23 protein-coding genes and 1 pseudogene are annotated in these 26,002 nt (G+C 70.0%); 9 read left to right on the top strand and 15 right to left on the bottom strand.

Annotation, left to right across the window (positions count from 1 at the left end; translation table 11 throughout):
• Positions 1–96 precede the first annotated feature (96 nt).
• The 4 genes from AC6CHL_RS16045 to AC6CHL_RS16030 all read right to left on the bottom strand — a co-directional run bounded on the left by AC6CHL_RS16045 (position 97) and on the right by AC6CHL_RS16030 (position 3,959).
• The gene (locus AC6CHL_RS16045; protein WP_038691561.1) at positions 97–1,512 is read right to left on the bottom strand and encodes an amino acid permease; all 1,416 of its coding nucleotides are present in this window, start codon (positions 1,510–1,512) and stop codon (positions 97–99) included.
• Positions 1,513–1,657: 145 nt separating this feature from the next.
• Positions 1,658–2,065, bottom strand: coding sequence for a hypothetical protein (locus AC6CHL_RS16040; RefSeq protein ID WP_498295288.1), 408 nt, complete (start codon positions 2,063–2,065; stop codon positions 1,658–1,660).
• Positions 2,066–2,129: 64 nt separating this feature from the next.
• Positions 2,130–2,804, bottom strand: a complete 675-nt coding sequence (locus AC6CHL_RS16035; RefSeq protein WP_498295287.1) for a suppressor of fused domain protein — start codon at positions 2,802–2,804, stop codon at positions 2,130–2,132.
• A 159-nt stretch (positions 2,805–2,963) separates the two neighbouring features.
• Positions 2,964–3,959, bottom strand: coding sequence for an aldo/keto reductase (locus tag AC6CHL_RS16030; protein WP_498295285.1), 996 nt, complete (start codon positions 3,957–3,959; stop codon positions 2,964–2,966).
• Positions 3,960–4,079: 120 nt separating this feature from the next.
• Here AC6CHL_RS16030 and AC6CHL_RS16025 point away from each other — a divergent pair, with 120 nt between their 5' ends.
• On the top strand, positions 4,080–4,982 hold the full coding sequence (locus tag AC6CHL_RS16025; RefSeq protein WP_498295284.1) for a LysR family transcriptional regulator: 903 nt from the start codon (positions 4,080–4,082) through the stop codon (positions 4,980–4,982).
• A gap of 11 nt (positions 4,983–4,993) precedes the next feature.
• Here AC6CHL_RS16025 and AC6CHL_RS16020 read toward each other — a convergent pair whose 3' ends face one another.
• The 3 genes and pseudogenes from AC6CHL_RS16020 to AC6CHL_RS16010 form a co-directional block, all read right to left on the bottom strand.
• The gene (locus tag AC6CHL_RS16020; RefSeq protein ID WP_498295282.1) at positions 4,994–5,362 is read right to left on the bottom strand and encodes a hypothetical protein; all 369 of its coding nucleotides are present in this window, start codon (positions 5,360–5,362) and stop codon (positions 4,994–4,996) included.
• Between the two features lie 190 nt (positions 5,363–5,552).
• Positions 5,553–6,179, bottom strand: coding sequence for a leucine efflux protein LeuE (gene leuE, locus AC6CHL_RS16015; protein ID WP_038691574.1), 627 nt, complete (start codon positions 6,177–6,179; stop codon positions 5,553–5,555).
• A gap of 13 nt (positions 6,180–6,192) precedes the next feature.
• Positions 6,193–7,163 (bottom strand): annotated as a pseudogene (locus AC6CHL_RS16010) (LysR family transcriptional regulator).
• Between the two features lie 90 nt (positions 7,164–7,253).
• Here AC6CHL_RS16010 and AC6CHL_RS16005 point away from each other — a divergent pair.
• Positions 7,254–8,261: a zinc-binding alcohol dehydrogenase family protein gene (locus tag AC6CHL_RS16005; protein ID WP_498295280.1), complete on the top strand. Its 1,008-nt coding sequence runs from the start codon at positions 7,254–7,256 to the stop codon at positions 8,259–8,261.
• Positions 8,262–8,309: 48 nt separating this feature from the next.
• Positions 8,310–8,963, top strand: coding sequence for an oxygen-insensitive NAD(P)H nitroreductase (gene nfsB, locus AC6CHL_RS16000; protein ID WP_463602003.1), 654 nt, complete (start codon positions 8,310–8,312; stop codon positions 8,961–8,963).
• A 6-nt stretch (positions 8,964–8,969) separates the two neighbouring features.
• On the opposite strand, the gene AC6CHL_RS15995 is transcribed toward nfsB, so the two are convergent.
• Complete coding sequence (locus AC6CHL_RS15995; protein WP_038691581.1) at positions 8,970–9,596, bottom strand: glutathione S-transferase family protein; 627 nt, start codon at positions 9,594–9,596, stop codon at positions 8,970–8,972.
• Positions 9,597–9,646: 50 nt separating this feature from the next.
• Between AC6CHL_RS15995 and AC6CHL_RS15990 the strand changes: the two genes are divergently transcribed.
• From AC6CHL_RS15990 to AC6CHL_RS15980, 3 genes are all read left to right on the top strand, one after another.
• A complete protein-coding gene (locus AC6CHL_RS15990) occupies positions 9,647–11,230 on the top strand; it encodes a DNA recombination protein RmuC (protein WP_314403442.1) in 1,584 nt (527 codons plus the stop codon).
• Between the two features lie 74 nt (positions 11,231–11,304).
• Positions 11,305–11,682, top strand: coding sequence for a hypothetical protein (locus AC6CHL_RS15985; protein ID WP_463602001.1), 378 nt, complete (start codon positions 11,305–11,307; stop codon positions 11,680–11,682).
• Positions 11,683–11,738: 56 nt separating this feature from the next.
• Complete coding sequence (locus AC6CHL_RS15980; RefSeq protein WP_448134784.1) at positions 11,739–12,299, top strand: glutathione peroxidase; 561 nt, start codon at positions 11,739–11,741, stop codon at positions 12,297–12,299.
• 60 nt (positions 12,300–12,359) lie between these two features.
• Here the strand turns inward: AC6CHL_RS15980 and AC6CHL_RS15975 are convergent, their stop codons facing one another.
• The 6 genes from AC6CHL_RS15975 to AC6CHL_RS15950 form a co-directional block, all read right to left on the bottom strand.
• Positions 12,360–13,364, bottom strand: a complete 1,005-nt coding sequence (locus AC6CHL_RS15975; RefSeq protein WP_498295277.1) for an MlaA family lipoprotein — start codon at positions 13,362–13,364, stop codon at positions 12,360–12,362.
• Position 13,365: 1 nt separating this feature from the next.
• The gene (locus AC6CHL_RS15970; RefSeq protein WP_498295275.1) at positions 13,366–13,677 is read right to left on the bottom strand and encodes an STAS domain-containing protein; all 312 of its coding nucleotides are present in this window, start codon (positions 13,675–13,677) and stop codon (positions 13,366–13,368) included.
• The gene (locus AC6CHL_RS15965; RefSeq protein ID WP_038691592.1) at positions 13,667–14,329 is read right to left on the bottom strand and encodes an MlaC/ttg2D family ABC transporter substrate-binding protein; all 663 of its coding nucleotides are present in this window, start codon (positions 14,327–14,329) and stop codon (positions 13,667–13,669) included. The genes AC6CHL_RS15970 and AC6CHL_RS15965 overlap by 11 nt, the downstream gene beginning before the upstream one ends.
• On the bottom strand, positions 14,326–14,853 hold the full coding sequence (gene mlaD, locus AC6CHL_RS15960; RefSeq protein WP_038691593.1) for an outer membrane lipid asymmetry maintenance protein MlaD: 528 nt from the start codon (positions 14,851–14,853) through the stop codon (positions 14,326–14,328). The genes AC6CHL_RS15965 and mlaD overlap by 4 nt, the downstream gene beginning before the upstream one ends.
• Positions 14,854–14,917: 64 nt before the next feature.
• Positions 14,918–15,667 carry an MlaE family lipid ABC transporter permease subunit gene (locus AC6CHL_RS15955; protein WP_128095231.1) on the bottom strand — a complete coding sequence of 250 codons (750 nt, stop codon included), beginning with the start codon at positions 15,665–15,667 and terminating at the stop codon, positions 14,918–14,920.
• Positions 15,667–16,455 carry an ABC transporter ATP-binding protein gene (locus tag AC6CHL_RS15950; protein ID WP_038691596.1) on the bottom strand — a complete coding sequence of 263 codons (789 nt, stop codon included), beginning with the start codon at positions 16,453–16,455 and terminating at the stop codon, positions 15,667–15,669. The genes AC6CHL_RS15955 and AC6CHL_RS15950 overlap by 1 nt, the downstream gene beginning before the upstream one ends.
• A gap of 213 nt (positions 16,456–16,668) precedes the next feature.
• Here AC6CHL_RS15950 and recC point away from each other — a divergent pair, with 213 nt between their 5' ends.
• Genes recC through recD form a run of 3 tightly spaced genes read left to right on the top strand, consistent with a single transcriptional unit; the run spans position 16,669 to position 25,576 of the window.
• Positions 16,669–20,016 carry an exodeoxyribonuclease V subunit gamma gene (gene recC / locus AC6CHL_RS15945; protein ID WP_498295274.1) on the top strand — a complete coding sequence of 1,116 codons (3,348 nt, stop codon included), beginning with the start codon at positions 16,669–16,671 and terminating at the stop codon, positions 20,014–20,016.
• The gene (recB, locus tag AC6CHL_RS15940; RefSeq protein WP_498295272.1) at positions 20,013–23,666 is read left to right on the top strand and encodes an exodeoxyribonuclease V subunit beta; all 3,654 of its coding nucleotides are present in this window, start codon (positions 20,013–20,015) and stop codon (positions 23,664–23,666) included. The genes recC and recB overlap by 4 nt, the downstream gene beginning before the upstream one ends.
• A complete protein-coding gene (gene recD, locus AC6CHL_RS15935) occupies positions 23,663–25,576 on the top strand; it encodes an exodeoxyribonuclease V subunit alpha (RefSeq protein ID WP_498295270.1) in 1,914 nt (637 codons plus the stop codon). Before recB ends, recD begins: the two co-directional genes overlap by 4 nt.
• Positions 25,577–25,589: 13 nt before the next feature.
• On the opposite strand, the gene AC6CHL_RS15930 is transcribed toward recD, so the two are convergent.
• A complete protein-coding gene (locus AC6CHL_RS15930) occupies positions 25,590–25,985 on the bottom strand; it encodes a hypothetical protein (RefSeq protein WP_038691604.1) in 396 nt (131 codons plus the stop codon).
• Positions 25,986–26,002 lie beyond the last annotated feature (17 nt).

Below are 26,002 nucleotides of genomic sequence, written 5' to 3'. Positions count from 1 at the left end.
GGCCGGCAGCGCGTAGAGCCGGGCTCTGCCCGGCCTCCCACCGCCGCCGTGTGCCACACCCGGTAGGTGCCGATCGTTGGTCGGCACGCCCTCGGATCAGGCCTTGTTGATCACCGCGTTACGCCGCCCATAGGCGAAGTAGGCGATCAGGCCGACCACGTTCCACGCCAGGAAATACAGCTGGGTCTTGCTGGGCAGGCTGAAGAACAGGTACACGCAGCCGATCACCGCCAGCGGGCCGACGATGAAGGCCAGCGGGGTGCGGAACTTGCGCACGCGGCCCGGTTCGCGCACGCGCAGCACCACCAGGCACAGGCCCACCGCGGTGAACGCGGCCAGCGTGCCGGCATTGGCCAGGGCGGCGATTTCATCCAGGCGGGCCACGCCGGCCAGCGCGGCGACCAGCACCGCGGTGAACAACGTGGTGGCGATGGGCGTGCCGGTGCGCGCGCTGACCTTGGACAGCCCTCGCGGCAGCAGGCCATCGCGCGACATGACGAAGAAGATGCGGCTCTGCCCGTACAGGAAGGCCAGCAGCACGGTCGGCAGGGCGATCACCGCCGCCGCACCAATCCACTTGGCCGCGCCCGGGCTGCCCAGCTCGCGCAGGATCAGCGCCAGCGGCTCGGCGCTCTGGCCGAAGATGGTGTAGCTCATCGCGCCCACTGCGGCCAGCGCCACCAGCACGTAGATGATGGTGCAGCCCACCATCGACCCGATGATGCCGATGGCCAGGTCACGGTCGGGCTTCTTGGTTTCCTCGGCCGCGGTTGAGATCGCATCGAAGCCGTAGAAGGCGAAGAAGATGATCGCCGCCGCCGCCATCACGCCTTGCTCGACACCGCCGACACCCACCGACTTGGCGAAGCCGAACGGCATGAACGGGTCCATGTGCGCGGTATCGAAGTGCGGCAGCGCGATGGCCACGAACAGGGTCAGCGCGATGATCTTGACCACCACCAGGATGGCGTTGAGCGTGGCGCTTTCCTTGGTGCCCGCCATCAGCATGCCGGCCACCACGAAGGTGATCAGCACCGCGGGCAGGTTGATGAAGCCGCCGGCCACGTGCGGGCCGGCGGTGAGCGCCAGCGGCAGGTCGATGCCCCAGCCATGCAGGAAGCCCACCGCATAGCCGGACCACCCGACCGCCACCGTACTCACCACCAGGGAGTACTCCAGGATCAGACTCCAGCCCACCACCCAGGCGATCATCTCGCCCAATGCGGCGTAGCTGTAGGTGTAGGCGCTGCCGGCGGCCGGCATCATCGTGGCCAGTTCGGCGTAGGACAGCGCCGCGCAGGCACAGACCGCACCGGCAATGGCGAAGGAGATCAGCACGGCCGGGCCGGCCAGGTTGGCGCCCACGCCGATCAGGGTGTAGATGCCGGTGCCGACGATAGCGCCGATGCCCAGTGCGATCAGGTGCGGCCAGCTCAGGGTCGGGACCAGTCGCCTGCCGGCTTCATGGACGGTGACTTGGTCTAGGGACTTGCGCCGGAGCAACGATGACATGGGACCTCGCGGTAAATGACGGCTACTGACTAGTCTGCGAGTTTTACCCAATGCGGTGCAGCATTACTACTGCCGGGCGTCACAGGAGGGCGTAAGTAAATCCTGAGTGCCGGTGAGTGACGAAAACAGCACAAATGCGCCGGCGTCAGTCCCAGCGGCAGCCGGTGTCGGTCAGCGCGCCGATGTCCTCGCTGAAGGTCGTCTGCCGTCCGGTGCGGGCGTTGGTGTAGTCGAACCCGTAGATGCGCGCGCCCTGGGTGGAGATCGCGTAGCGGCCGATCATCGTGCCGTCCAGGTGCTCCTCCCACACCGTGTCGAACTGCCACGGGCGGCCCTCGGCCATCTCGGTGCTGTCCTGGCTCAGCAGGGTCAGGCGCAGCCAGGCGGTCTTGCCGGCATACCGCACGTAGCTGGTGCCTTGCCCCTCGGCCGGCAGTTTCCAGGACAGGTGGATCTGCCCCTGGCTGCCGCCGCTCAGGCAGCGGATCTCATCGGCGTGGGCCACGGCCGGGGCGAACAGCACCAGCAGGGGAAGCAGGGCAGACCAGCGCATCGGGGTTCCTTGGTGTCGGGTGCAGGGGACAGGCGGCGGCCCCGCCCGCGGAGCCACCGTTGGATCAGGCCGGCGGCTGCAGCGCAATGCTGCCGCGGCGCGCGTCCACCACCGGTGCGGCGTGATGGGTCTTGAGCTGTTCAACCACGGTCTCGAAGTCGTGCTGCTGGCCGAAGGCATGTTCGTCCAGGGTCAGGGGCAGCATCTGCAGGAAGCGGAACTGGCCGCTGACCAGGCTCTGGATGTCGCCCAGGTGCTCGGCCGCAACGAACACCAGCGCCTGCAGCTGGCTGTCGGCGTTGTCGATGGGGGTGCCGATGCGCATGCGGTCCCACAGGTCCAGCGGCGCATGGTCGCCCATGCGGCCGGCGGCCAGCAGCAGCTGGTAGGCGCAGAACCGCTGCACCAGGGTCAGTGCCCACGGCGCGCGTTCGGTGGTCTGCAGCAGGAATTCCATGCCCAGGCCGGACACGCTGTCCGGGTCGGCCTCGGTCTCATCCCAGGGGTTGGACAGCCCGGAGCTCACATAGGCCCAACCGGGCCGGTCCGGCGTGGGCGGGCACTCGAACACGCCGATGGTGAGCCAGCGCGGGTCTACGCTGTCCTGGCCGAACACGGTGGAGAACACCGCCGCGTCGAGCGGGTACAGGCCGGGGCCCAGGGCGCCCAGCAGGCGGGGATACAGGGATTCTTCGCGCTCTGCCCAGGCACGGGCCAGCAGGTCGTCGGGGTGGGACATCCGTTTACTCACAGGCGATGGCCCCCCATTGTGGCCCATCGCCTGTTCGTACCGACCAACGGTCGGTACCTACCGGTGGGGAACCGCACCCGGCTTGTTCGTACCGACCGGGGCAGGACGGAACCCGGTAGGTCACGACCGTTGGTCGTGACCGCTCCCTCAGCGGTCCAGCGTGGCCATCGCCGCATCGGCGTAGCGTTGCCCCGCCGCGGCATCGGCCGGGAAGATCGCGTCGATGCGGGCCAGCTCGTCCGGGCTCAGCTGCACCTGCAGCGCGCCCAGGTTCTCTTCCAGGAAGGCGAGGCGCTTGGTGCCGGGGATCGGCACCAGGTCGTCGCCCTGTGCCAGCACCCAGGCCAGTGCCAGTTGTCCGGGCGTGATGCCCTTGGCCTGGGCCATCGCGGTGACCGCATCGACCAGGGCCAGGTTGCGGGCGAAGTTGTCGCCCTGGAAGCGCGGCGACTGGCGGCGGTAGTCATCGGCGTCGAAGTCGTCCGGGCGGCGGATGGCGCCGGTCAGGAAGCCGCGGCCCAGCGGCGAGTAGGGCACGAAGCCGATGCCCAGTTCGCGCACGGTGTCGAGCACGCCGTTGGACTGCGGGTCGCGCGACCACAGCGAGAACTCGGTCTGCACGGCGGTGATCGGATGCACCGCGTGCGCGCGCCGGATGGTGGTCGCCGATGCTTCGGACAGGCCCAGGAAGCGCACCTTGCCCTGTTCAACCAGACGCGCCATCGCGCCCACCGTGTCTTCGATCGGCACGCGGGTATCCACGCGGTGCTGGTAGTACAGGTCGATGTGGTCCACGCCGAGCCGCTGCAGGCTGGCGTCGCAGGCGGCGATCACGTACTCCGGGCGGCCGTCCACGCTGCGTGCGGCGCTGTCGCTGGGCTCCTGCTTGATCCCGAACTTGGTGGCCAGGAACACCTGGTCGCGGCGGTCGGCGATGGCCTTGCCGACCAGCACTTCATTGGTATGCGGGCCGTACATGTCGGCGGTATCGAGCAGGGTGACACCCAGCGCCAGCGCGCGATGGATGACGGCGGTGGCCTCGGCATCGCTGCCGCGACCGCCGTAGAAGGCGCTCATGCCCATGCAGCCCAGGCCGAGCGCGGAAACGGTGGGGCCGTGGTGGCCAAGGGTACGGGTCTGCATGGAAGGCTCCGGAAGCGGGGAAGGGGCGGCGCGGTCGAGCGCCGGTGCCCACAGCATCCTCCGCTGCACCATGTGGATAAACTGGTGTTCGCCACATCGACCTTGAAGGCAGGCTTCACAATGTCCTCCCAGCCCCCGCTGTCTGCCGTGGTTGCCTTTGCCCGGGTGGCCGAGCGTGCCAGCTTCACCCGCGCCGCCGATGACCTGGGCGTCTCGCCGTCGGCGCTGTCTCAGACCGTACGCGCGCTGGAGGCCAGCCTCGGGGTGCGCCTGCTGCACCGGACCACGCGCCGGGTGGCCCTGACCGAACACGGCGCGCGCTTCCTGGCGCGCGTGGGCGAAGGCCTCGCCCAGATCGAGGCCGCCTTCGTGGACCTGGACAGCGTGCGTGCGGTACCGGCGGGCAAACTGCGCATCAACGTGCCGCGCGTGGCCGCCGAACTGCTGGTGCTGCCGCACCTGCCCAGCTTCCTGGCGCGTTATCCCCAGGTGGAGGTGGAGCTGTTCGTGGAGCCGGGGCTGGCCGACCTGGTCGCCGGTGGCTTCGACGCCGGCATCCGGCTGGGCGAATCGCTGGCGCGCGACATGATCGCCGTGCCGATCGGCCCACTGGAGCGGCAGGTCGTGGTGGCCACGCCGGCCTACTTCGCGCGCCACGGCGAACCGCTCACGCCGGCCGCGCTGGTCGACCACGCCTGCATCGTGCACCGGCTCAGCACCGGCCGGCTGATGCCCTGGGAGTTCAGCCGCGACGGCCGCGATTTCGACGTGGCGGTGAGCGGGCCGCTGGTGTTCAACGACACCGCCCTGATCCACGCGGCGGTGCGTGCCGGATTGGGCATGGGCCAGGCCTTCGAGGCCGTGGTGGCCGCCGACGTGGCCGCCGGGCGCCTGCGTTGCGTGCTGCAGGACTGGCAGCAGCCGTTCGCGGGATTCCACCTGTACTACCCGGCGCGCGAGCAGATGGCGCCGAAGCTGCGGGTGTTCATCGACCACCTGCGGGAGGCGTTGGACGCGCGCTGAGGCGGCGCGCGTCAGCCGGCGAGAAGGTCGGGCCGGTCGTCCACCAACGTACGCAGCCACACCGCATCGCCCGGCAACCCGTGGGGAAACACCACCCGGTCGTCGCAGGGGAAGCGCTTGCAGCGCAACACGCCGTGCGCGTCGAATACCCGCCAGCCCTGCGCGGCCTCTTCGGCCTCGCGGATGCGCCGACGCAACGCCAGGTCCAGGCTGGCCTGGCAGTCAAACCGGCACGCGCGCAGGTCGATGCGATCCAGCGGCTGCAGGCCGGTGAGGATGCGGCTGACCGCCGGGTGGGCCAGGTCGACACGGCCGGTGGCCATGCCGAGCAGGCGCTCGCGGTGACCGGCAAGGTGGTGGACGAAATACACGGGCGGCATCGGTTCCTCGCGTGGGGCGCGCGGTCGCACTGGACGGCAACCGTTGGGCGATGGGGCCGATTGGACACCGCGAGGGCGTCGCGGGGAATCTCAAGTTGCTTATCGAAAGCACGCGTTCCGATGACGTTGGCTATTCGCCGCGCGGCACCGGTGCCCGTCGGATCGGCGCATCGGCCCGCAGGGCGGGGCGTCAGCCGCTGACGCCGAGCCGCACGCCAAAACCGATCAGGAAAACACCCGCTACGCGCTTCAGTAGAAGTCCTACACGAGGATGCTGAAGAATCCTACGTCGCAACAGGTTGCCCACCCCGATCAGCACCGAGCAATACGCCAGCCCCATGACGAAGATGATCACCGCCATGGTCGCGAACGTGACCACGCCCTGGTGGCGGGCCGGATCGATGAACAACGGCAGGAAGGCCATGTAGAAGATGATCGCCTTCGGGTTGAGCAGGTTGATCAGCACCGCCTGGCGGAAGTAGTGGCCGGGCTGCAGGCGGATGCCACCTTCTTCGCCCCCGCCGCGCGGCCGGCGCAGCAGGCTGATGCCAACCCACACCAGGTACGCCGCGCCCAGGTACTGCACCGCGTGGAACACGAGCGGGTTGGCCTTGAGCAGCGCGGCCACGCCGGCCACCGCCAGCCACATCAGGATCTGGTCGCCCAGCAGCAGCCCGAACAGCGCCGTGTAGCCGCCGCGTACGCCGCCGCGGCCGGTGGCGGTAAGCAGGGTGAACGTGCCCGGGCCGGGCAGGGCCAGGAACACCAGCACGGCGGCAACGAAGGTCCACAGGTCCTGGATGCCCATCCACGGCATGGCGGCGACTCGACTACGGGGGAGCACCATTGTCCGGCACCACCCCCCATCCCGATAGCGTCAGCCGGCCGTGCGCGGCAGATCCTTCAGCAGCGGTTGCAGGCGCTGTTCGAACATCGCGTGCAGCTGGCGGATGGCCGGGGAGAACTGCTTGCGGTGCGGGCACACCAGGTTCAACGGCAGGCTGTCGCCGGCACCGCCCAGCAGCACCTGCAGGCGCCCGGCGCGCACGTCGGCGCACAGATCCAGCCACGACTTGAACACGATGCCTTCGCCGGCCACGGCCCAGCGCCGCACCACGTCGGCATCGTCGCAGACCATGTTGCCGCGCACCGGCACCACCACCCGGCGCCCGTCCACCTCGAAGTTCCAGCGGTCGTAAGCGCGCCCGGCCAGCTGGTACAGCAGGCAGTGGTGGTCCTTGAGCGCCTCCAGGCTGTCGGGCGTGCCATGCCGGGCCAGGTAGTCCGGCGCCGCCGCCAGCACGCGGCGGTTGCCCGGCAGCAGCGGCAGCGCCACGTAGCTGGCGTTGTCGAACCGGCCCAGGCGGAAGGCGATGTCGACCGGATCGCGGAACACGTCGGCCACCTGGTCGGACAGGTGCAGGCGCAGCTGCAGCTTCGGGTGCGCGCGGCGGAACTCGCTCAGCCACGGCAGCAGCACGTGGCGGCCCAGGTCCGACGGCGCGGCCACCTGCAGCACCCCGCGCAGTTCGGCATCCTCGCCGCGCACCCGCGCCTGGCCCTCGCTCAGGGCGGCCAGCACTTCCTGTGCGTAGGGCAGGTACAGCGCGCCTTCGGCGGTCAGGCGCAGGCTGCGGGTGGAGCGCACGAACAGGCGCAGGTCCAGCTCGCGCTCCAGCCGCGCCACCGCCGCGGCCACCTGCCCGGGCAGCAGGTCGGCTTCACGTGCGGCGTTGGAAAAGCTGCCCAGCGCGGCGGTACGCACGAACAGGCCGAGATCGTCGACGCGGACCATTTTCATTCCCACAGTGAAAGTGCTGCCCGATTCTGCGCCTTTCCGGCGCGCGGCGTGAAGCGCAGGCTGTGCGTCTTCCCGAACGGACCTGCCCCGATGAAAGCTGTTGCCTATACCGAACATGGCCTGCCGATCAGCGACCCGCGCGCGCTGCAGGACGTCACCCTGCCGATCCCGCAGCCGGGCCCGCGCGACCTGCGCGTGGCGGTCCGTGCGATCTCGGTCAACCCGGTGGACACCAAGGTGCGCAACGGCGTGGCCGTGACCGAGCCGCGGGTGCTGGGCTGGGATGCGGTGGGTATCGTCGATGCCGTGGGCGATGAGGTCACCCTGTTCCAGCCGGGTGACGCGGTCTTCTATGCCGGCGCCATCGGTCGCCCGGGCAGCAATGCCGAGTACCAGCTGGTGGACGAACGCATCGTCGGCCACAAGCCCGCCAGCCTGGATGACGCCGCTGCGGCCGCCCTGCCGCTCACCGCGATCACCGCCTGGGAACTGCTGTTCGACCGTCTGCGCATCGCCGAGGGCGGTGGCGAGGGCCAGACCCTGCTGGTGGTGGGCGCGGCCGGCGGCGTGGGCTCGATCCTGGTCCAGCTGGCCCGCCAGCTGACCCGGCTGACGGTGATCGGCACCGCCTCGCGCCCGGACACCCAGGACTGGGTGTATGGCCTGGGCGCGCACCATGTGATCGACCATTCGCAGCCGCTCACCGACGGCCTGCAGCGGCTGGGCATCGCCGAGGTCAGCCATGTGGCCAGCCTGACCCACACCGACCAGCACTACGACCAGATCGTGGCCGTGCTCGCCCCGCAGGGCCAGCTGGCGCTGATCGACGACCCCGGCCAGCTCGACGTGATGGCGCTCAAGCGCAAGAGCCTGTCGCTGCACTGGGAGTCGATGTTCACCCGCTCCAGTTTCAACACGCCGGACCTGCAGCGCCAGCACGACCTGCTGGAACGGGTCGCCGCGCTGGTCGACGCCGGCGTGCTCCGCACCACCCTGGGCGAGCACTACGGCCGCATCAACGCCGCCAACCTGCGCCAGGCCCACGCCCTGATCGAGAGCCACCGCGCGCGCGGCAAGCTGGTCCTCGAAGGCTTCTGAACCCCTTACTGAATCCCCCCAACTGAACCCGCAATGGACTTTGTTCCCATGACCCTCGCTCCGGTGGCTCTGCGCCGCCACACCACCAAGGCCTACGACCCCACCCGCACGCTGCCGCCCGCGGTGCTGGAGGACCTGCTGGAGGTGCTGCACAACGCCCCCTCGTCGGTGAATTCGCAGCCGTGGCACTTCCTGGTGGCCGGCACTCCCGAGGCACGGGCGCGCATCGCCCGCGCCACGCAACCCGACCAGCCCTACAACACCGCCAAGATCACCGACGCCTCGCACGTGATCGTGTTCGCCACCCGCACCGGTATCGATGACGCGTACCTGGCCCAGGTGATCGACCAGGAAACCGCTGACGGCCGCTATCCCAGCCCTGAGGCGCGCGAAGGCCAGCGCGGCGCGCTGCACCACTATGTGGACCTGCACCGCCACACCCTGGGCGACGTGCAGCACTGGATGCAGAAGCAGACCTACCTGGCCGTGGGCACGCTGCTGCTCGCGGCGGGCGTGCACGGCATCGACGCCACCCCCATGGAAGGCTTCGACGCCGAGGTGCTGGACGCCGAACTGGGCCTGCGTGCGCGCGGCTTCACCAGCGTGGTGCTGGTGGCGCTGGGCTACGGCAGCGCGGCCAACTTCAATGCCGGCCTGCCCAAGTCGCGGCTGCCGCGCGAGCAGGTGTTCACCCAGCTCTGAACGGCGTCAGGGCACGCCGTTGTCCACGTGCAGGGCAAAGCCCGCACGTGGACCCAGCCGTGCGAACCACGCCTGCACCGCCGGAAATAGCGGCTTTTCGCCCGGGGTCATGCGCCAGCGCTGGGTCGACAGTCCCAGCACGATGTCGGCCAGGCTGAAGTGGTTGCCGACCACATGCGCGCCGGTCTGCGCCAGCTGCCGGTCCAGCACGCCCATCAGGCGATTCCAGTGCGCCAGGCTGGTTGCCGCTGCTGCGGCATCGGTGTATTCGGGATGCCGGCGTACACCCGACATGAAGGCATAGCGCCATGCGGTATTGAGATCGGTGGCCTGCCAGTCCATCCATTGCTCCACCTGCGCCCGACCCTGCGGCGCCTGCGGCAGGAGGTCATGCCGGTTCTCGCGTGCCGCCAGGTAGCGGCAGATGCTGTTGGACTCCCACAGCACGAAGTCGCCATCCCGCAGCACCGGGACCTGCGCGTTGGGATTGAACCGGCGCACGCAGGCATCCAGGTCCGCGTCGGCCGCCCCGGCGTCGGCGCCGATGTGCCGGTAATCGAGCTCCAGCTCGGCGCATAGCCACAGCACCTTGCGTACGTTGATCGAGGTCGACTTCCCATACAACTCCAGCATGTACCCGCCCGACGCAGCCAATGAGACCGGCTCAGCCTACACTTGCGTGCATGCAAACCGAATTCCTGATCCTTGGCGGCCTTGTCTGCGTCGTCCTCGTCCTGCAGCTGCTGGTCCTGCTGCGGCGTTCCCAGCATGGCGGTCTTGAACAGGCCCTGCGTGACGAAGCGCGGGTGGGCCGCGGCGAACTGCGCGAGCAGCTGGAAGGGCTGGGCCGGCAGCAGGACGCGCGGCTGGAATCCTTCGCGCGCGCGCTGACCGACCTGTCCACCCGCACCGACCAGCGCCTGGATCTGCTGCGCGATGCGCTGGGCGAAGATGCGCGCAAGGCGCGCGAAGAGAGCGCGCTGGCCCAGCAGCGCACCGGCGAACTGCTGGCCCAGCGCCTGCACGACATGCGCGCGCAGCTGGACGTGTTCGGCCAGCAGCAACAGGCCCGCATCGAGGCCTTCGGCCAGCAGCTGGTGGAACTGACCACGCGCACCGACAGCCACATGGTCGCGCTGCGCCAGGCCCTGGGCGAGGACGCCCGCAAGGGTCGCGAGGAAACCGCGCAGTCGCAGCAGCGCCTGGCCGAATCGCTGGGCCTGCGCCTGCAGGAGATGACCCAGCGCAACGAGGCCCGCATCGGCGAGATGCGCGCCACGCTGGAGCAGCAGCTCAAGAGCCTGCAGACCGACAACGCCGAAAAACTCGACCAGATGCGCGTCACCGTGGACGAGAAGCTGCAGACCACGCTGGAAGCACGCCTGGGCGCCTCGTTCCAGCTGGTCTCCGACCGCCTGGAGCAGGTCCAGCGCGGGCTCGGCGAAATGCAGCAGCTGGCCACCGGCGTGGGCGACCTCAAGCGCGTGCTGACCAACGTCAAGAACCGCGGCAGCTGGGGCGAAGTGCAGCTGGACAACATCCTGGAGCAGACCCTGACCCAGGAGCAGTACGCACGCGGGGTAAAGGTGCGCCCGGACAGTGGGGAAATGGTCGACATCGCCGTGCGTCTGCCGGGCCGTGGCCACGAGGACACGCCGGTGTGGCTGCCGATCGATTCCAAGTTCCCGCGCGAGGATTACGAGCGCCTGCTCGATGCGCAGGAACAGGGCGACGCCGACGGCGTGCGCGTGCAGGGCGCGCAGCTGGAACGCGCCATCCGCATCCAGGCCAAGTCGATCTGCGACAAGTACATCGTGCCGCCGCACACCACGGATTTCGCAGTGATGTTCCTGCCCACCGAGGGCCTGTACGCCGAAGTGATCCGCCGCCCCGGCCTGGTCGACCTGCTGCAGCGCGAGCATCGCGTGGTGGTAGCCGGGCCGACCACCGTCACCGCGTTGCTCAACAGCCTGCAGATGGGCTTCCGCACGCTGGCCATCGAGCAGCGCTCCAGCGAGGTGTGGAGCCTGCTGGGCGCGGTCAAGAGCGAGTTCGGCAAGTTCGCCGGCATCCTGGAAAAGGCCGAAAAGCAGATCAGCACGGTGGGCCGCAGCCTGGGCGAGGCCAGCCGCAAGACCCGCACCATCGAGCGCCGCCTGCGCGGCGTGGAGTCGCTCACCGCCGAGCAAAGCCAGGACCTGCTGGACGACACCACCGGCGAAGACGACGACAGCGGCATGGACGAGAGCAGCGGCGCGCAGGACTGACACCTGGCGTACATGCCCCGCATGCACGTGATCGCGCATGCTGTGCACCTGTCGATCGTTCAAGGAATGTCCGCATGCGCCTGACTCTGTTGTTGTCCCTGCTGCTGGCCGTGGCCGGTTGCGCCAGCACCACCACCCCGGATGGCCCCGTGCCTGCCGACGGTGCCGCTACCGCGACCCCGGCAACCCTGGACGCGGCCGCGTGCCGGCAGGCCGGTGGCGCGCTCACGCCGCTGGGCCGGCTGCAACGCGTGCAGTGCGTGGTGCCCTACGCCGATGCCGGCAAGGCGTGCAGCGCCAAGGCCGACTGCACCGGCCAGTGCCTGGCGCAGGGCGAAGTAGCCCCGGGTGCCAAGGCCCAAGGCCTCTGTCAGACCGACATCAGCCAGAACTTCGGCTGCCGCCAGCGCATCGACGGTGGTGTGGCATTGGGCACGATCTGCGTTGATTGATGCTTTCCCGCCATGGGCCCGCCCGTGGCGTCCCTGTCCCAACCCAAGGAACTGTAGTGAGCCAGACTGTCTACGACATCCCCGTCACCACCATCGAAGGCCAGCCGTCGTCGCTGGCCGACTACCGCGGCAAGGTGCTGCTGGTGGTCAATGTGGCCTCCAAGTGTGGCCTGACCACGCAGTACGAAGGCCTGCAGCAGCTGTATGCAGCCAAGCACGATGCCGGCCTGGAAGTGCTGGGTTTCCCGGCCAACAACTTCCTGGGCCAGGAGCCGGGCAGCGAGTCGGAGATCCAGCAGTTCTGCCAGCTGGAATACAACGTGGCCTTCCCGCTGTTCGCCAAGATCAGCGTGGCCGGCGATGACGTGCACCCGCTGTACCGCGCGCTGACCGACGCACAGCCGGCCGCCACCGGCGAAGGCCCGATGCGCGAGAAGCTGGAAGGCCTGGTCACCAAGTACCCCGAGCTGGTGGTCAACCCGGCGCCGGGCGTGCTGTGGAACTTCGAGAAGTTCCTGATCGGTCGCGATGGCCAGGTCATCGCCCGCTTCGCCCCGGACGTGGCCGTCGACGACGCCCGCTTGGTGGCCGCGATCGACGCCGCGCTGGCCGCCTGAGTCACGGCGGGGCGCAGGCCCAGAAAAAAACCCCGCCTTGGCGGGGTTTTTTTTGTCCGGTCAGTTGCCCCAGTTGGGCATCGGCATCGCATCGATCGGGATCGGGGCGGTGTCGTCGGCGTCCTTGCCGCGCGCATGCTTGCCGCGCAGGTCGTTTTCGATCTGGTAGTTGCGGCGCTGCAGCCAGGCATCACGCACCAGCGTGTACTCGTCCACGGCGTTGTCGCGCATGTCGTCGATGGCCAGCAACTGCGAGCGCATATCGACGAGCTGCAGGCCCTGCAGGCCGATGCGCACCTTGTCTTCCTCGATGGTGCGGATCGGCGAGAGCGGCATGTCGCCGGCCAGGCCGAACACGTCGCGCACGGTACGCGGGCCGAAGAACGGCAGTTCCACGTAGCGCGAACGGCGCCAGCCCCAGGCACCCAGGGTCTGGCCGAAATCTTCCTTGCGGCTGGGCACCAGCGCCTTGCTGGCCGGGTCGAACAGCCCGCCCACGCCCAGCGTGGAGTTCATCAGGAACCGGCCCAGGCTGTCCCAGGCATCGTCCGGACGGCCCTGCAGCAGCTGGTTGGTGATGGTCACCGGGGCGCGCAGGTTGTTGAAGAAGTTGCTGACGCCGGTGCGCGCGAAGCGGGGCACCACGTGGGTGTAGGCGGTGGCCAGCGGACGGGCGATGGCGCGGTCGACCACGTTGTTGAAGCTGTGCACGCGGCGGTTGAGCGGCTCCCACGGATCGTAGGTGGCGCGGTTGGGCTCGGTGCCGTCAACGCTTGGCGCCGGGCCGCCGTACAACGCGGCGAAGTCATCTTCGGCGTTGGTCGGGGCAGCATCACCGCTGGCCGGCGGCGTGCCGGCATCGGTGGGCGCCGCGACATCGGCAACGGGGGCCGGGACGTCAGTGCTGGCGCTGTCGGTTGCGGCAACCGCGGTGTCGGTCGTGGCTGCAGCAGCGCTGCTGTCCACGGCAACACTGGCCGGGGCACTGTCGCGCGCGGGCTTGCCGGCACAGGCGGTCAGCGCCAGCGCCAACACGAGAAGGGGGAGGGTGCGTATGACGTTCATGTCAGCTCGCCGCAGAAAGGGCATGGAAATCCAGGGTCGGTGCGAGCCGGTAGGCGGCACTGAGTTCGTTGTAACCGGTGGGGCTGCCGATGATCTCCGCGGTGCCGCCGGCCGCGCGCGCACGCGCCGCCAGTTCGGCCAGCAGCGCCAGGCCGGCGCTGTCCACCCGCGTCACCGCCGTCAGGTCGAGCTCGCGCACGCCCTCCTGCGATGACAGCGACGGCCACAGGGCGGTCGCCGCCGCGCGGTCGAGCACGCCGCTGAAGACCAGCGCCGTGCCGTTGCGCTGCACGCTGGCGCTGTTACTTGCCACGGGGCGCCTGACCGGCCTGCATGGTGCCGTTGCGCAGTTCGGTGGCCACCTGCTGGATCGACTTCTGGCGCAGCGGTGCATCGAACTGGGTCTTGAAGGTCTGCACGTAGGAGATGCCTTCGATCATCACGTCGAAGATCTTCCACTGGCCGTTGACGTTGCGCATCAGGTAGTCGACCGGGGTCGGCTCGTTGCCGGCGCGCATCAGTTCGGTGGACACGCGCACGCCGCGGTTGCCCGGCAGCGGCGACTGGCCCTTCAGGCGGAAGGTCGGCTTGCCCTGGATTTCCAGCAGGGCCGCGCCGTAGCGCTGCATCAGGTTGTCGGCCATGGCATCGGCGAACAGCTTGACGTCGGCATCGGAGGCACCACGGCCGTGCACGCCCAGCACCAGGCGGGCGGCGTAGTCACGGTCGAAGGTCTTGTTGAGCTCGCTGTTGATGAAGCTGCGCAGCACCGTCGGGTTGGCGCGGAACTCGCTGCGACGCTGCTGCAGCGTGCTCAGGATGCGCGTGCTGGCGTCGAGCACAGCCTTGCCGGCGTCGTTCTGCGCGGCAGCGGCCGGAGCCGGGGCCGCCTGGGCGAAGCCCAGCGAGGGAAGGCTGGCGAGCAGGGCCGAGGCAAGCAGGGCCGGAATCAGTTTACGGGTCATTTCTGCGGTTCCGTTGCAGGCGCTTCAGCGCCGTGGGCGTCCTGGGACTCAGTGCCACCGGCGTTGGCCGGGCCACTGAACATATATTTGCCAACCAACTGCAGCAGGTCTACCGCCGGCTGGGTGAAGGCGATCTCATCGCCGGACTTGAGCACGTCCGGATCACCGCCCGGCTGCAGTCCGATATAGCTCTCGCCAAGCAAACCGCTGGTGAATATGCCCGCCGAGGTGTCGGCCGGCAGATCCTTGAACTTCGGGTCCAGCTTCAGGGTGACGATGGAATCGAACTTGAGCGGGTCCAGTTCGATGGCGCCGACCTGGCCGACGGTCACGCCGCCAATCTTGACCGGGGCCTGCTTGCGCAGCTGCCCGATCTGGGTGAAACGCGCCTTCAGTTCGTAGCCGTCGCTGCCAAAGCCCCAGCGTTGGTTGGTGGAGGCGACGGCCAGCACCAGCAGCGAGGCCAGCGCCAGCAGCAGGAATGCGCCGACGGAAAATTCGAGTCTGGGACCGCGGATGGCCATGGTTGTCTCACTGTTCGTTTGTCAGGTGCCCAGGCGTGCCCGGGCGGGTTTCATGGATCGGTGTTCAGCGGAACATCATTGCCGACAGCACGAAGTTGAACATCAGTACCAGCAGCGAGGCGTTGACCACCGCGCGGGTGGTCGCCACCGAGGTGCCTTCAATGGTGGGTTCGGCGTGGAAGCCCACGTAGGACGCCACCAGCGCGGCGGTACCGCCGAAAATCGCCGACTTCAGCATTGCCACGCCGAAGTCGTCCCAGAAGTCCACGCTGTTGCTCAGCGCCGACCAGAACACCCCGTTGTCCAGGCCCAGCACGTGGACCGCTTCGAAGTAGCTGGCGCTGATGGCCAGCGAGCAGAAGATGCCGGTGAGCAGGGGCACGGTGAGCACCGCCGCCCAGAAGCGCGGGGCCACCACCTTGGCGATCGGGTCGATGGCCATCAGCTCCAGCGCCTTGATCTGGTCGGTGGCACGCATCAGGCCCAGTTCGGCGGCGATCGAGCTGCCGGCGCGGCCGATGAACAGCAGCGCGGTCAGCACCGGCGCCAGTTCGCGGTACAGCGACAGCCCCAGCAGCGTGGACAGCGCATCGGCGGCGCCGAAGGTGGTCAGCGTGCGGTAGCCCTGCAGGGTCAGCACCAGGCCGACGAAGGCACCGCCCACGGCGATGATCGGCAGCGAGCGGGCGCCCACCTTGTAGATCTCGCGGGTGAGCTCGGCCAGGAAGTCGGCAGTGGGCAGTGAACCGCGCAGCACCGTCAGCGAGAACAGGCCGGCGCGGCCCAGCGAGCGGGTGGCGTCAACAAACGGCATCAGGCAACCCTCGCGCGCGGCGCGGCATCGAACGGAATCGGGCCATCGGGCTGGCCGTGCAGGAACTGGCGCAGCAGCGGGTCCTGGCTGGCGTCCAGGTCGGCCGGGCTGCCCTGGAACACCACGCCGCCATTGGCGATCGCGATCACCTGGTCGCAGATCGGCAGGGTCTCGTGCACATGGTGGCTGACGATGATGCTGGTCAGGCCCAGGCTGTGGTTGAGGCGCTGGATCAGGCTCATGATCACCCCCGAGGCGATCGGGTCCAGCCCGGTCAGCGGCTCGTCGTAGATCATCAGCGGCGGGTCCAGGGCCAGCGCGCGGGCCAGCGCCACGCGCCGGGCCATGCCGCCGGACAGCTCGCGCGGCCAGGCATCGGCGGCGGCCAGCAGGCCCACCGCGTGCAGCTTCATGTCCACCAGGCGGCGCAGCACCGGGGCCGGCAGGCGGGTGTGGGTGCGCAGCGGCAGGGCGACGTTCTCGGCCACGGTCAGGTCGGTGAGCAGGCCATTGCCCTGCAGCAGCACGCCCACGCTGCGGCGCATCTCGCGCAGCGCACTGCTGCGCTCGGGGATCGGCTGGCCGAACAGGGTGATCGTGCCGGCCACCGGGCGCAGTTCGCCGGTCAGCGCCGCCAGCAGGGTGGACTTGCCGCTGCCCGACGGGCCCAGCACGGCGGTGATGCTGCCGCGCGGCACCTGCAGCGAAACGTCGCGCAGGATGCTGCGACCGCCGCGATCGATACGCACGTTGGACAACTGCACCAGCGGGACTTCGGAAGCCGTCATGGACGCCATTAACAAAATTCCAACGTTGTAAGATCGTGGTGAACGGCTGAACATAACCGAACTGGACCGTGCAGTATTGTGGCACGACCCTGCCGCCCGGCCTGCGACGCCGCTCGCAACACACCGTGCCGGTACGCGGCATGCCGGGTTTTTCATGCGGATCCGAGCCCGGCCACCCTCGTGATCGCGCGGCCGCTGCGGCACACTGGCGCGATGACTGATGCTGCGTCCGACTTCCGCCTGTACCACTCCAACTCACTCGACGTGCTGGCTGCGCTGCTGGCCACGGCCGTGCGTGAGCCGGTACCGGGCCAGTCCGTGCTGGTGCCGGAGGTGGTGCTGATCCCGCAGGTCGCGATGCGGCGCTGGCTGCAGTCCACCCTGGCGGTCGAGTATGGCATTGCCGCCAACCTGGAGTTCCTCACCCCGGGCGAGTTCGTCGCCCGCGCGCTCAACGCCAACGTGCCGGGTGAGCATGACGACCTCACCGCGGCGGCGCTGCGCTGGAAACTGTATGCCGCGCTGACCGACCCCGCAGTGCTGGCGCAGGCACCCATGCAGGCGCTGCAGGCCTACCTGTCGGTGGCCGACCCGCTCAAGCCGTGGGCGTTGGCCGGCGAGCTGGCGGCGGTGTACGAGAAGTACCAGGCCTGGCGTCGCGACTGGCTGCTGCGCTGGGAGGCCGGGGCCGACGCGCAGGACCCGCAGGCCATCCTGTGGCGGCACATCGCCCGTGGCCACCAGTACCGCGCGCGCCGCATCGATGCCTACCTGTCGCGCTTCGAAGGCCCCGGCCAGCCATTGCCGCAGGGCCTGCCGGCGCGGGTGTTCGCCTTTGCCACGCTCAACATCTCCCCCGACGTGCTGCGGGTGATGGCCACCCAGGCCCGGGTCGGCACGATGCACTTCTACCTGCCCACGCCCACCCAGGCCTACTGGGGCGACCTGCAGACGCTCGGCGAGAAGCTGCGCAGCGGCGCGCCGGACCCGTTCGGCGACGCGGCCGGCGAGAACCGCCTGCTGCAGGCCTGGGGCGCGGCCGGCCGCGACTTCATGGCAGTGCTGGGCAGTTATGAAGTGGTGCATCCGTCGGGCGAGATCGCCGCCTATGACGATCCCGAAGACGATGCGCGCCCGGACATGGACGCCGGCGGACTGTCCGACAGCCTGCTGCACCGGCTGCAGCGCGACCTGTTCCATCGCCGCGGCCAGCCGGCCGGCGCGCGCCGCGAGGGCCTGCGCCACGACGACCCCAGCCTGCAGGTGCACGCCTGCCACACCCGCCTGCGCGAGTTGCAGGTGCTGCACGACCAGCTGCGCGCGCTGTTGCAGGACCCGCGCTTCGACCCGCCGCTGCAGGCCCGCGACATCGCGGTGCTGGCCCCGGACATCGATCCCTACGTGCCTTACCTGGAAGCGGTGTTCGGCGGGCGCAGCGGCGGCGAGGACCATATTCCCTACGCGCTGGCCGACACCAGCCCGCTGGCCGGCGAACCGCTGGCCGACGTGTTCGTGCACCTGCTGGGCCTGCCGGTGTCGCGCTTCGGCTTGAACGAAGTACTGGACCTGCTGGCCAGCGCGCCGCTGGCCGAGGCCGCCGGTCTGGATGCGGCCGCCTTTGATCGCCTGCACGACTGGCTGCAGGCCGCCGGCGCGCGCTGGGGCCTGGATGCCCAGCACCGCCACCAGCACCAGGCCCCGCGCGACGATGCCTTCACCTGGCAGTTCGCGCTGGACCGGCTGCTGCTCGGTCATGCCAGTGGCAGCGACGGCGATATCGCCGGGGTGGCGCCCTGGCCGGAACTGGAAGGCAGCGCGCTCGACGCGCTGGATCGCCTGCTGGGCCTGCTGCGGGTGCTGGCCCGCTACCAGCGCGTGCTGGGCGAGGCGATGCCGCCGGCGCACTGGCGCCAGCGCCTGCTGGCGTTGCTGGACGCGCTGCTGCCGGTTCCCCCGCAGGCGGCCAGCAGCCAACGTGCGCTGGAGCGCCTGCGCAAGCTGATCAACGAATTCGCCCGCGACGCTCACCAGGCCGAGTTCCAGGGTGAGGTGGCCCCGGAAGTGGTGCGCGCGCATTTCGCCGGCGTGCTGGCCGAAGCGGACACCCGCGCGCCGCTGCTCACCGGCGGGATCAGTTTCGGCCGCATGGTGCCGATGCGCCTGCTGCCGTTCCGGGTGATCTGCGTGCTGGGCCTCAACGACGGCGATTTCCCGCGCCGCGATCCAGCCGCCGGGCTCAACCAGCTCACCGCCGAACTGGGCACCGACAAGCGCCGCTACGGCGACCGCTCGCTGCGCGAGGACGACCGCTTTCTGTTCCTGCAGCTGTTCGCCTCGGCGCAGGACGTGTTCTACCTGAGCTACCTGGGCGCCGATCCGCGCGATGGCAGCGTGCGCGAGCCATCGGTGCTGGTCAGTGAGCTGATCGATGCGGCGGCCGAGTACCACCAGGTGCCGGCCACCGCTGCCCGCCAGCTCACCGTGCGCCACGCGCTGCAGCCGTTCGCGCCGGCCGCGTTCGGCGGCGGCGACGAGCCGCGCCGCTTCAGCTATCGCCAGCAGTGGCATCCGGCCGCGGGATCGCTGGGCGGGCGGCGGCGTCCGCTGGGCGCGTGGTTCGACCAGCCGTTGCCGCCGGCCGACACGCTGCCGGGCGAGACCGAACTCAGCCTGGATGCGCTGCGCCGCTTCCTGACCGATCCGGCCAGCCAGTTCCTGTCGCAACGGCTGGGCCTGCGCCTGCCCGAAGACCTGGCCGACGCCGACGACGTGGAGCCGCTGGTGATGGCCGCGCGCGGCACCGACACCCTGCGGCTGCAGCAGGCGGTGATCGACGCCACCCTGGGCCAGGACGAGGCGCCGCTGTATCCGCGGCTGCGCGCACGTGCGCTGCTGCCGTCCGGTGCGTTGGGCGAGCGCCAGTTCGAGGTGCTGCAGGCACAGACCCGGCCCTACGCGCAGGCGTTGGCGCAGTGGCAGGCCGGCAGCGTGGCCGACAGCCGCCGGCATGAGGTCGTCATCGATGGCGTGCGCCTGCACGGGCGCATCAACGACGTGCATGCGCAGGGCATCGTGCGCCTGCGCCCGGGGCCGCTCAACGGCCGCGCCGCGATCCGCAACGGCCTGGACTGGCTGCTGGCCAACGCCGCCGGCGACACGCTGCCGCTGGTGCAGTTCCACGACAGTGGCGAGGATGGCCTGGGCCCGCATGTGCTGCCGCCGCTGCCGCCCGAACAGGCGCAGCAGGTGCTGCGGCGGCTGCTGCAGCTGCGCAACGAGGGGCTGCGCGCGCCGCTCTTGTATGCGCCGTCCACCGGTTGGGCGCTGTATACGGCCCTGCCGGCCAAGCGCGAGGCCGAGGGTCGCGCGCGGTGGTATGGCAGTGACCGCAGCTGGGCCGAGTCCAGTGGCGCCGGCTACCAGCTGGCGCTGCGCGGCCACGATCCCTTCGCCAGCGCCGACAGCTACCGGCAGCTGCTGCACAACAGCTTCGTGGTGTTCACCGCGGTGCGCGAAGGCCGGGTGTTTGCCGGCTTCGACGAACAAGGCGCCGCGCGATGACCGCTCCCGACCTGCTTCATGACCCCTACCTGGCGCTGCCGCTGGACGGCGTGCGCCTGATCGAGGCCAGTGCCGGCACCGGCAAGACCTTCACCCTGGCCACCCTGTTCACCCGGCTGGTGGTGGAAAAAGGCTGGCGCATCGGCCAGATCCTGGCGGTGACCTTCACCGACGCGGCCACCCAGGAACTGCGCAAGCGCATCCGCGAACGCCTGGCCCTGGCCGCGCAGCTGGTGGAACGCGCGCCGAGCGAGGATGACAGCCCGGAGGTGGTGCTGACCCGGTGGATCCTGCAGCGCCAGCTGGCGTTGGGCGAGGAAACCCCGGCCGCGCTGGCGCGCCGGCTGCAGACCGCCGCCGATGAAATCGACCTGGCCTCCATCTTCACCATCCATGGCTTCTGCACCCGGGTGCTGCGCGAGCATGCGCTGGAAAGTGGCCACACCTTTGACCCGCCCGCGCTGCTGCCCAGCGAACGCGCGCTGCACGACGAACTGGCCGCCGACCTGTGGCGGGTCCACGCCAACGATGCGGCCACCGTCGATGCGCTGACCCGCCTGTGGTCGTCGCCGGAGGCGCTGGCCGGCGACCTGGCCACGCTGATCAAGCCTTTGCCGTTGTTGCCGCCGGTGCCCGCTGTGGAGAACGAGGATCCGCGCCCGGCGCATGCGCTGGCCGCGCGCCAGTTCGCCGAGGCCTACCGCCAGCACGGCGATACGTTCATGGGCGAGGTCTGTGCCGCGGTCGATAGCAAGGTGCTCAATGGCACCAGCTACAAGCTGGCCTGGCTGGAGCCGCTGAGCGTGCAGCTGCACCGCTGGGCCGGGGCGGACGATCCGGGGGCGCCGCTGGACGCCGATCCGGAGCGGCTGCGCCGGCTGACCCCCGAAGAACTCAGCGCGCGCACCAACAAGGCGCACGCCGGCAAGGCGCCGCACTCGCCGCTGCAGCACGCGCTGGCGCTGTACCTGGCTGCCACCGATGCGCTGGCGCAGTGGCAGCGCGGCCAGGCCATCGCCTTCCTGCACGCCCTGCGCGACCAGGCCCGGGCACGCCTGGCCGAGCTCAAGCGGATCGGCCGGGTACAGACCTATGACGACCTGATCGACGGCGTTGCCGACGCGCTCGACGGGCCCCATCGCGCCGTGCTGGTGCAACAGCTGCGCGCGCAGTACGCGATCGCGCTGGTGGACGAATTCCAGGACACCGATGACCGCCAGTGGAGCATCTTCCAGCGCGTGTTCGGCGATTCGGAGGAAACCCGTGCGGCGGGCCTGGCCCCGGCTCTTTTCCTGATCGGCGACCCGAAGCAGGCCATCTACGGGTTCCGCGGCGGCGACATCCACACTTACCTCAAGGCCAAGCACCAGGCCGATCCCGCGCCGCCGCTGGACCGCAACTTCCGCTCGCGGCCGGCCGTGCTGCAGGCCATCCAGGCGCTGTATGCCAACGCCGGCGACACCGCCTTCCTGGAAGCAGACATCCGCTTCGAGCCGGTGCACCCGGGCAGCACCCGGCTGGATACCGACTTCCTGCGCGACGGCACGCCGGCGCCCGGCCTGACCCTGCGCCTGCTGGACAACCCCGAGGGCGGCGCGCTCAAGGCCGATGCCTCGCGACAACAGGCCAGCGATGCCTGCGTGGCGGCCATCCACCAGTTGCTCAGCGAGGCCCGCCAGGGCCGCGCGCTGCTGCGCGGGCAGCCGTTGCAGCCCGGCGACATCGCCGTGCTGGTGCGCTCGCACAAGGAAGCCACGCGCATCCAGCAGGCGTTGAGCGCGGTGGGCATTCCGGCTGTCGCCGCCGGCAAGCAGAGCCTGTATGCCACGGCCGAGGCGCAGGACCTGCGCGTGCTGTTGCTGGCTCTGCTGCAGCCGGCCGACGAAGGCCGCCTGCGCGCGGCGTTGTCCACCGTGCTGCTGGGCGAAGATGCCGCCGCCATCGATGCGCTGGAACGCGAGGGCGACGCACAGCGCAGCTTCCAGGTTCGCCTGCTGCTGTGGCGCGAACGCTGGCAGCGCGGTGGTCCGTTCGCGGTGATCGCCGACCTGTGCGCCGAGCACGCCGAGCGCCTGCTCGGCCTGATCGACGGCGAACGCCGCCTCACCAACTACCTGCAGCTGGGCGAACTGCTGCAGCAGGCCGCTGCGCAGACGCTGGGCATGCACGGCCTGCTGGACTGGCTGCAGGTGCAGATGGCCCACGCCGACCAGAATGACGAGGCGCAGCTGCTGCGGCTGGAGTCGGACGCACGCCGGGTGCAGATCATCACCCTGCACAAGAGCAAGGGCTTGGAGTATCCGCTGGTGTTCCTGCCGTTCGTGGGCATCGGCGGCAGCGCGCCCAATACAGACACTCATTGCACCGTGCACGCCAACGCGCGCCGCGAACTGCATTGGAAGCTGGACAAGGACGAGGCCTGGAGCGCGGCCAGCACGCGCAGCGCGCAGGAACAGGAGGCCGAAGACGCGCGCCTGTTGTACGTCGGCCTGACCCGTGCCGAGCACGCGCTGTGGATCGCCGCGGGCGACCTGGCCGGCGCCGCGAAAACCCGGCTGGCCCCGATGCTGTCCGACCTGGAGGCGCTGCGCGCGCATCCGGACATCGTCGTGATCCAGGCACCGCTGGAACCGCGCCCGGCGCAGCTGGCCAGCGAACGCGACGGCGATCTGCCGCCGGTGCGCGCGCTGACCCGGCGCATCCCGCACGACTGGTGGGTGTACAGCTTCACCCAGCTGGCGCATGCCGATGCCGGCCACGACACCGATGCGGCCGCCACCGAAGTTCCGGCGCCCGCCGCCGACGAACCCAGCGGCGAGGATCTCACCCTGGACACCACGCAGGCCGTGCCGCTCCGCGACGACGAGGTCGACCCCCGCTTCATGGGCAGCCGTTTCGGCAACGTGCTGCACGACGCGCTGGAGAACACCGACTTCGCGCGCTGGGCACACTGGCAGGCCGGGCAACCGGCGCCGGATGACGAGGCGGACGTACTGCGCACCTCGCTGGGCGAGGAAGGCTATGCCGACGAAGACCTCGACGATGGCGTGGCGGTGCTGACCGCCCTGGTCGGCCAGACCCTGACCGTGCCGCTGCCGGAAGGCGGCGCACTGCACGACCTGCCGGCCACCGACCGGCGGGCGGAGATCGAGTTCCACTTCGCCATGCAGCCCACCGCCGTGCCGCTGCTGCTCGACCTGCTGCACGCGCATGGGCTGGTCCGCGAACGGCGCGGCTTCGGCACGCGGCGCAAGCTGGAGGGCCTGATGACCGGCAAGATCGATCTCACCTACGTGCGCGCCGATCGCTGGTACGTGCTCGACTACAAATCCAACCGGCTGCCCGGCTACGACCCGGTGCGGCTGCAGGGTGCCATGCAGCACAGCGAATACGACCTGCAGGCGTTGATCTACACGGTGGCACTGCATCGCTGGCTGCGCTTCCGCCTGGGCGCACAGTACGACTACGCGCGCGACATGGGCGGCATCCGCTACCTGTTCTGCCGTGGCCTGGATGCCTCGCGCGCCGACAGCCCCGGCGTGTATGCGCACCGCTTCGACCCGGTCCTGGTGGATGCACTGGATGCCTTGTTCGCCGGTGGCGAGCACGCCCAGGCGCGCATGGCGGCCCGCGCGCGGGGTGAAGCATGAGCCTGCTGACGACACTGAAGAACAGCGGTGCGCTGCGCACCCTCGACCACGCGCTGGCGCAGAGCCTGCGCCGGTTGCGCCCGGACACGCCCGATACGGTGCTGGCCGCGGCCGCGCTGGCCTCGCTGGCCGTGTCGCAGGGGCATGCCGGGCTGGACCTGCGCCAGCCGCAGCGGTTGGTCGAGATGGACACCCCCTGGCCCGACGCCGACACATGGCGGGAGCAGCTACAGGCCTCGCCGTGGGTGGACGTGCCCGACACCGACAACGCCCCGGCGACCGACGTCCCGCTGGTACTGGAAAACGGCCTGCTCTACCTGCGCCGCTACCGTGAGTACGAGCGCCGCCTGGCCGATGGCCTGCAGCGCATCGCCACGCATGCATCGGGGCAGGCCGATCCAGCGGCGCTGGCGTCGCTGTTCGCGCAGTTGTTCCCGCAGGCGCGCGAGGGCATTGACCACCAGGCCCGCGCGGCAGGCGTGGCACTGCGCCATCCGCTGGTGCTGGTCACCGGCGGGCCGGGCACCGGCAAGACCACCACCATCGCGCGGCTGTTGGTGCTGCTGGCGGCCCAGGCCGTGCAGGCCGACCAGCCGTTGCCGCGGGTGGCGCTGGCCGCGCCTACCGGCCGCGCCGCCGAACGCATGGCCGAAAGCCTGCGCCTGGCGGTGCAGCGGCTGCGCCTGCTCGGCATTGCCCCCGCGCTGTGCGACGCCATGCCCAGCACCGGGACCACCCTGCACCGGTTGCTCGGGGTGATCCCCGATTCGCCGCGCTTCCGTCACCACGGCGACAACCCGTTGCCGTTCGACGTGGTGGTGGTGGACGAAGCGTCGATGATCGACCTGCCGCTGATGACCAAGCTGGTGGAAGCGATCGCCGCCGGCACCCGGCTGGTGTTGCTGGGCGACCCGGACCAGTTGCCGTCGGTGGAAGCGGGCGATGTGCTCAGTGCGATCCTGCGTGCCAGCGGCGATGGCTTGGGCACCCAGGCCGACGATCACGCCGCGCTGCACACGCTGCTGGCCCCGGCCGCCCTGCAGCCGCTGGCGGCGTCCACGCGGTTCGGCGGTCGAAGGGTGCAGCTGCAGCGCGGCTATCGCCAGACCGATGCGTTGGACCTGGCACCGCTGGCGCATGCCGTGCGCGAAGGCGACCCTGCCACTGCGCTGGCCCTGCTGCGGGGCGGCCAGCTGGCCGGCGTGCACTTCCACGAAGACCAGGTCGACCCGTTCCAGCAGCACCGCGACCACCTGCTGTCGCACTGGCGCGGGCTCGGCGATGCCGTCGACCCGGGCCAGGCATTGGCCAACGCCGGTCGCATCCGCCTGCTCACCGCCGTGCGCGAAGGTCCGCAGGGCGCGCGCGGGCTCAACGCACGCATCGAAGCGCTGCTGGCCGGCGTGCCACGCGCGGGCATGGCCCCGGGCTACTTCCACGGACGGTTGCTGCTGGTCACCGAGAACAGCTACCGCCACCGCCTGTTCAACGGCGACATCGGCATCTGCCTGGCCGACCGCCACGGTGCGGTCACCGCCTGGTTCCCCGGCGACACGCCCGATCAACCCCGCGGCTTCCACCCGGGCGCGTTGCCCGCGCACGAAAGCGCATTCGCGATGACCGTGCACAAGGCGCAGGGGTCCGAATTCGATGAGGTCTGGCTGCAGCTGCCGTGGCGCGACAACCGGGTGCTGTCGCGCGAGCTGCTCTATACCGGCATGACCCGCGCACGCCAGTCACTGCATGTGCTGGGCAGCGCGCCGGTGCTGGAGGCCGCATTGAAGCGGCATGCCAGCCGCGTATCCGGGCTGGCGACGCGGCTGGCGGGCAACACGGCTGCATCCGGTGATGCAGCCGTGGCCGAACCTGCGGTGCAGGCGCCGACGCCGGCCCAGGGCCAGCTGTTCTAGCGCCGCGCCGGGCTTACTCGGGAACTACCACGGTGCCGTCGGGGAATACGATGGCGCCGTCGCCGCTGGCGTCGAAGAAGCCCACCTGGTGGGCATTGGCCAGTACCTGCACCAGGCCATGCGCGTTCTCGGCCACCGAATCGGCGAACGAGGCATAGATCACGTGCTGGCCGACGCTGTAGTCGGTCACTTCGGGACGGTCATCTTCGTCATCGGCCAGCGGGCCGTTCATCGGCGGGAAGTGCTCGACGATGGCGGCGAACCAGGCCTGCAGCGCCGGCACCGACACGGCCGGGTCATCGTACTCGTGCTTCTCGCTCCACTCGGTCTGCGCGTCGTACCACTCCAGGAAGGCCGCCGCATCGCGCGGGGCCACGGCCGGGTCGAACACCATCATGTCGTAACTCATCCAGGATCACCTTTTTC

The sequence above is a fragment of the Stenotrophomonas sp. GQ19 genome (genome assembly GCF_059758695.1).
Note: the sequence above shows the minus strand (reverse complement) of the source record. Positions and strands in the feature narration are given on the sequence as shown.

Bases quoted from the DNA above. Each gene is read 5' to 3' on its own strand.
- recD (WP_498295270.1), top strand. From the start codon at position 23,663: ATGAGCCTGCTGACGACACTGAAGAACAGCGGTGCGCTGCGCACCCTC.
- AC6CHL_RS15995 (WP_038691581.1), bottom strand. From the start codon at position 9,596: ATGCTGGAGTTGTATGGGAAGTCGACCTCGATCAACGTACGCAAGGTG.
- nfsB (WP_463602003.1), top strand. From the start codon at position 8,310: ATGACCCTCGCTCCGGTGGCTCTGCGCCGCCACACCACCAAGGCCTAC.
- leuE (WP_038691574.1), bottom strand. From the start codon at position 6,179: ATGCCGTGGATGGGCATCCAGGACCTGTGGACCTTCGTTGCCGCCGTG.
- AC6CHL_RS16035 (WP_498295287.1), bottom strand. From the start codon at position 2,804: ATGTCCCACCCCGACGACCTGCTGGCCCGTGCCTGGGCAGAGCGCGAA.
- AC6CHL_RS16030 (WP_498295285.1), bottom strand. From the start codon at position 3,959: ATGCAGACCCGTACCCTTGGCCACCACGGCCCCACCGTTTCCGCGCTC.
- AC6CHL_RS16020 (WP_498295282.1), bottom strand. From the start codon at position 5,362: ATGCCGCCCGTGTATTTCGTCCACCACCTTGCCGGTCACCGCGAGCGC.
- AC6CHL_RS15975 (WP_498295277.1), bottom strand. From the start codon at position 13,364: ATGAACGTCATACGCACCCTCCCCCTTCTCGTGTTGGCGCTGGCGCTG.
- AC6CHL_RS15930 (WP_038691604.1), bottom strand. From the start codon at position 25,985: ATGAGTTACGACATGATGGTGTTCGACCCGGCCGTGGCCCCGCGCGAT.
- AC6CHL_RS15985 (WP_463602001.1), top strand. From the start codon at position 11,305: ATGCGCCTGACTCTGTTGTTGTCCCTGCTGCTGGCCGTGGCCGGTTGC.
- AC6CHL_RS16040 (WP_498295288.1), bottom strand. From the start codon at position 2,065: ATGCGCTGGTCTGCCCTGCTTCCCCTGCTGGTGCTGTTCGCCCCGGCC.
- mlaD (WP_038691593.1), bottom strand. From the start codon at position 14,853: ATGGCCATCCGCGGTCCCAGACTCGAATTTTCCGTCGGCGCATTCCTG.
- AC6CHL_RS15990 (WP_314403442.1), top strand. From the start codon at position 9,647: ATGCAAACCGAATTCCTGATCCTTGGCGGCCTTGTCTGCGTCGTCCTC.
- AC6CHL_RS16005 (WP_498295280.1), top strand. From the start codon at position 7,254: ATGAAAGCTGTTGCCTATACCGAACATGGCCTGCCGATCAGCGACCCG.
- AC6CHL_RS15955 (WP_128095231.1), bottom strand. From the start codon at position 15,667: ATGCCGTTTGTTGACGCCACCCGCTCGCTGGGCCGCGCCGGCCTGTTC.
- AC6CHL_RS15965 (WP_038691592.1), bottom strand. From the start codon at position 14,329: ATGACCCGTAAACTGATTCCGGCCCTGCTTGCCTCGGCCCTGCTCGCC.
- recB (WP_498295272.1), top strand. From the start codon at position 20,013: ATGACCGCTCCCGACCTGCTTCATGACCCCTACCTGGCGCTGCCGCTG.
- AC6CHL_RS16045 (WP_038691561.1), bottom strand. From the start codon at position 1,512: ATGTCATCGTTGCTCCGGCGCAAGTCCCTAGACCAAGTCACCGTCCAT.
- recC (WP_498295274.1), top strand. From the start codon at position 16,669: ATGACTGATGCTGCGTCCGACTTCCGCCTGTACCACTCCAACTCACTC.
- AC6CHL_RS16025 (WP_498295284.1), top strand. From the start codon at position 4,080: ATGTCCTCCCAGCCCCCGCTGTCTGCCGTGGTTGCCTTTGCCCGGGTG.
- AC6CHL_RS15950 (WP_038691596.1), bottom strand. From the start codon at position 16,455: ATGACGGCTTCCGAAGTCCCGCTGGTGCAGTTGTCCAACGTGCGTATC.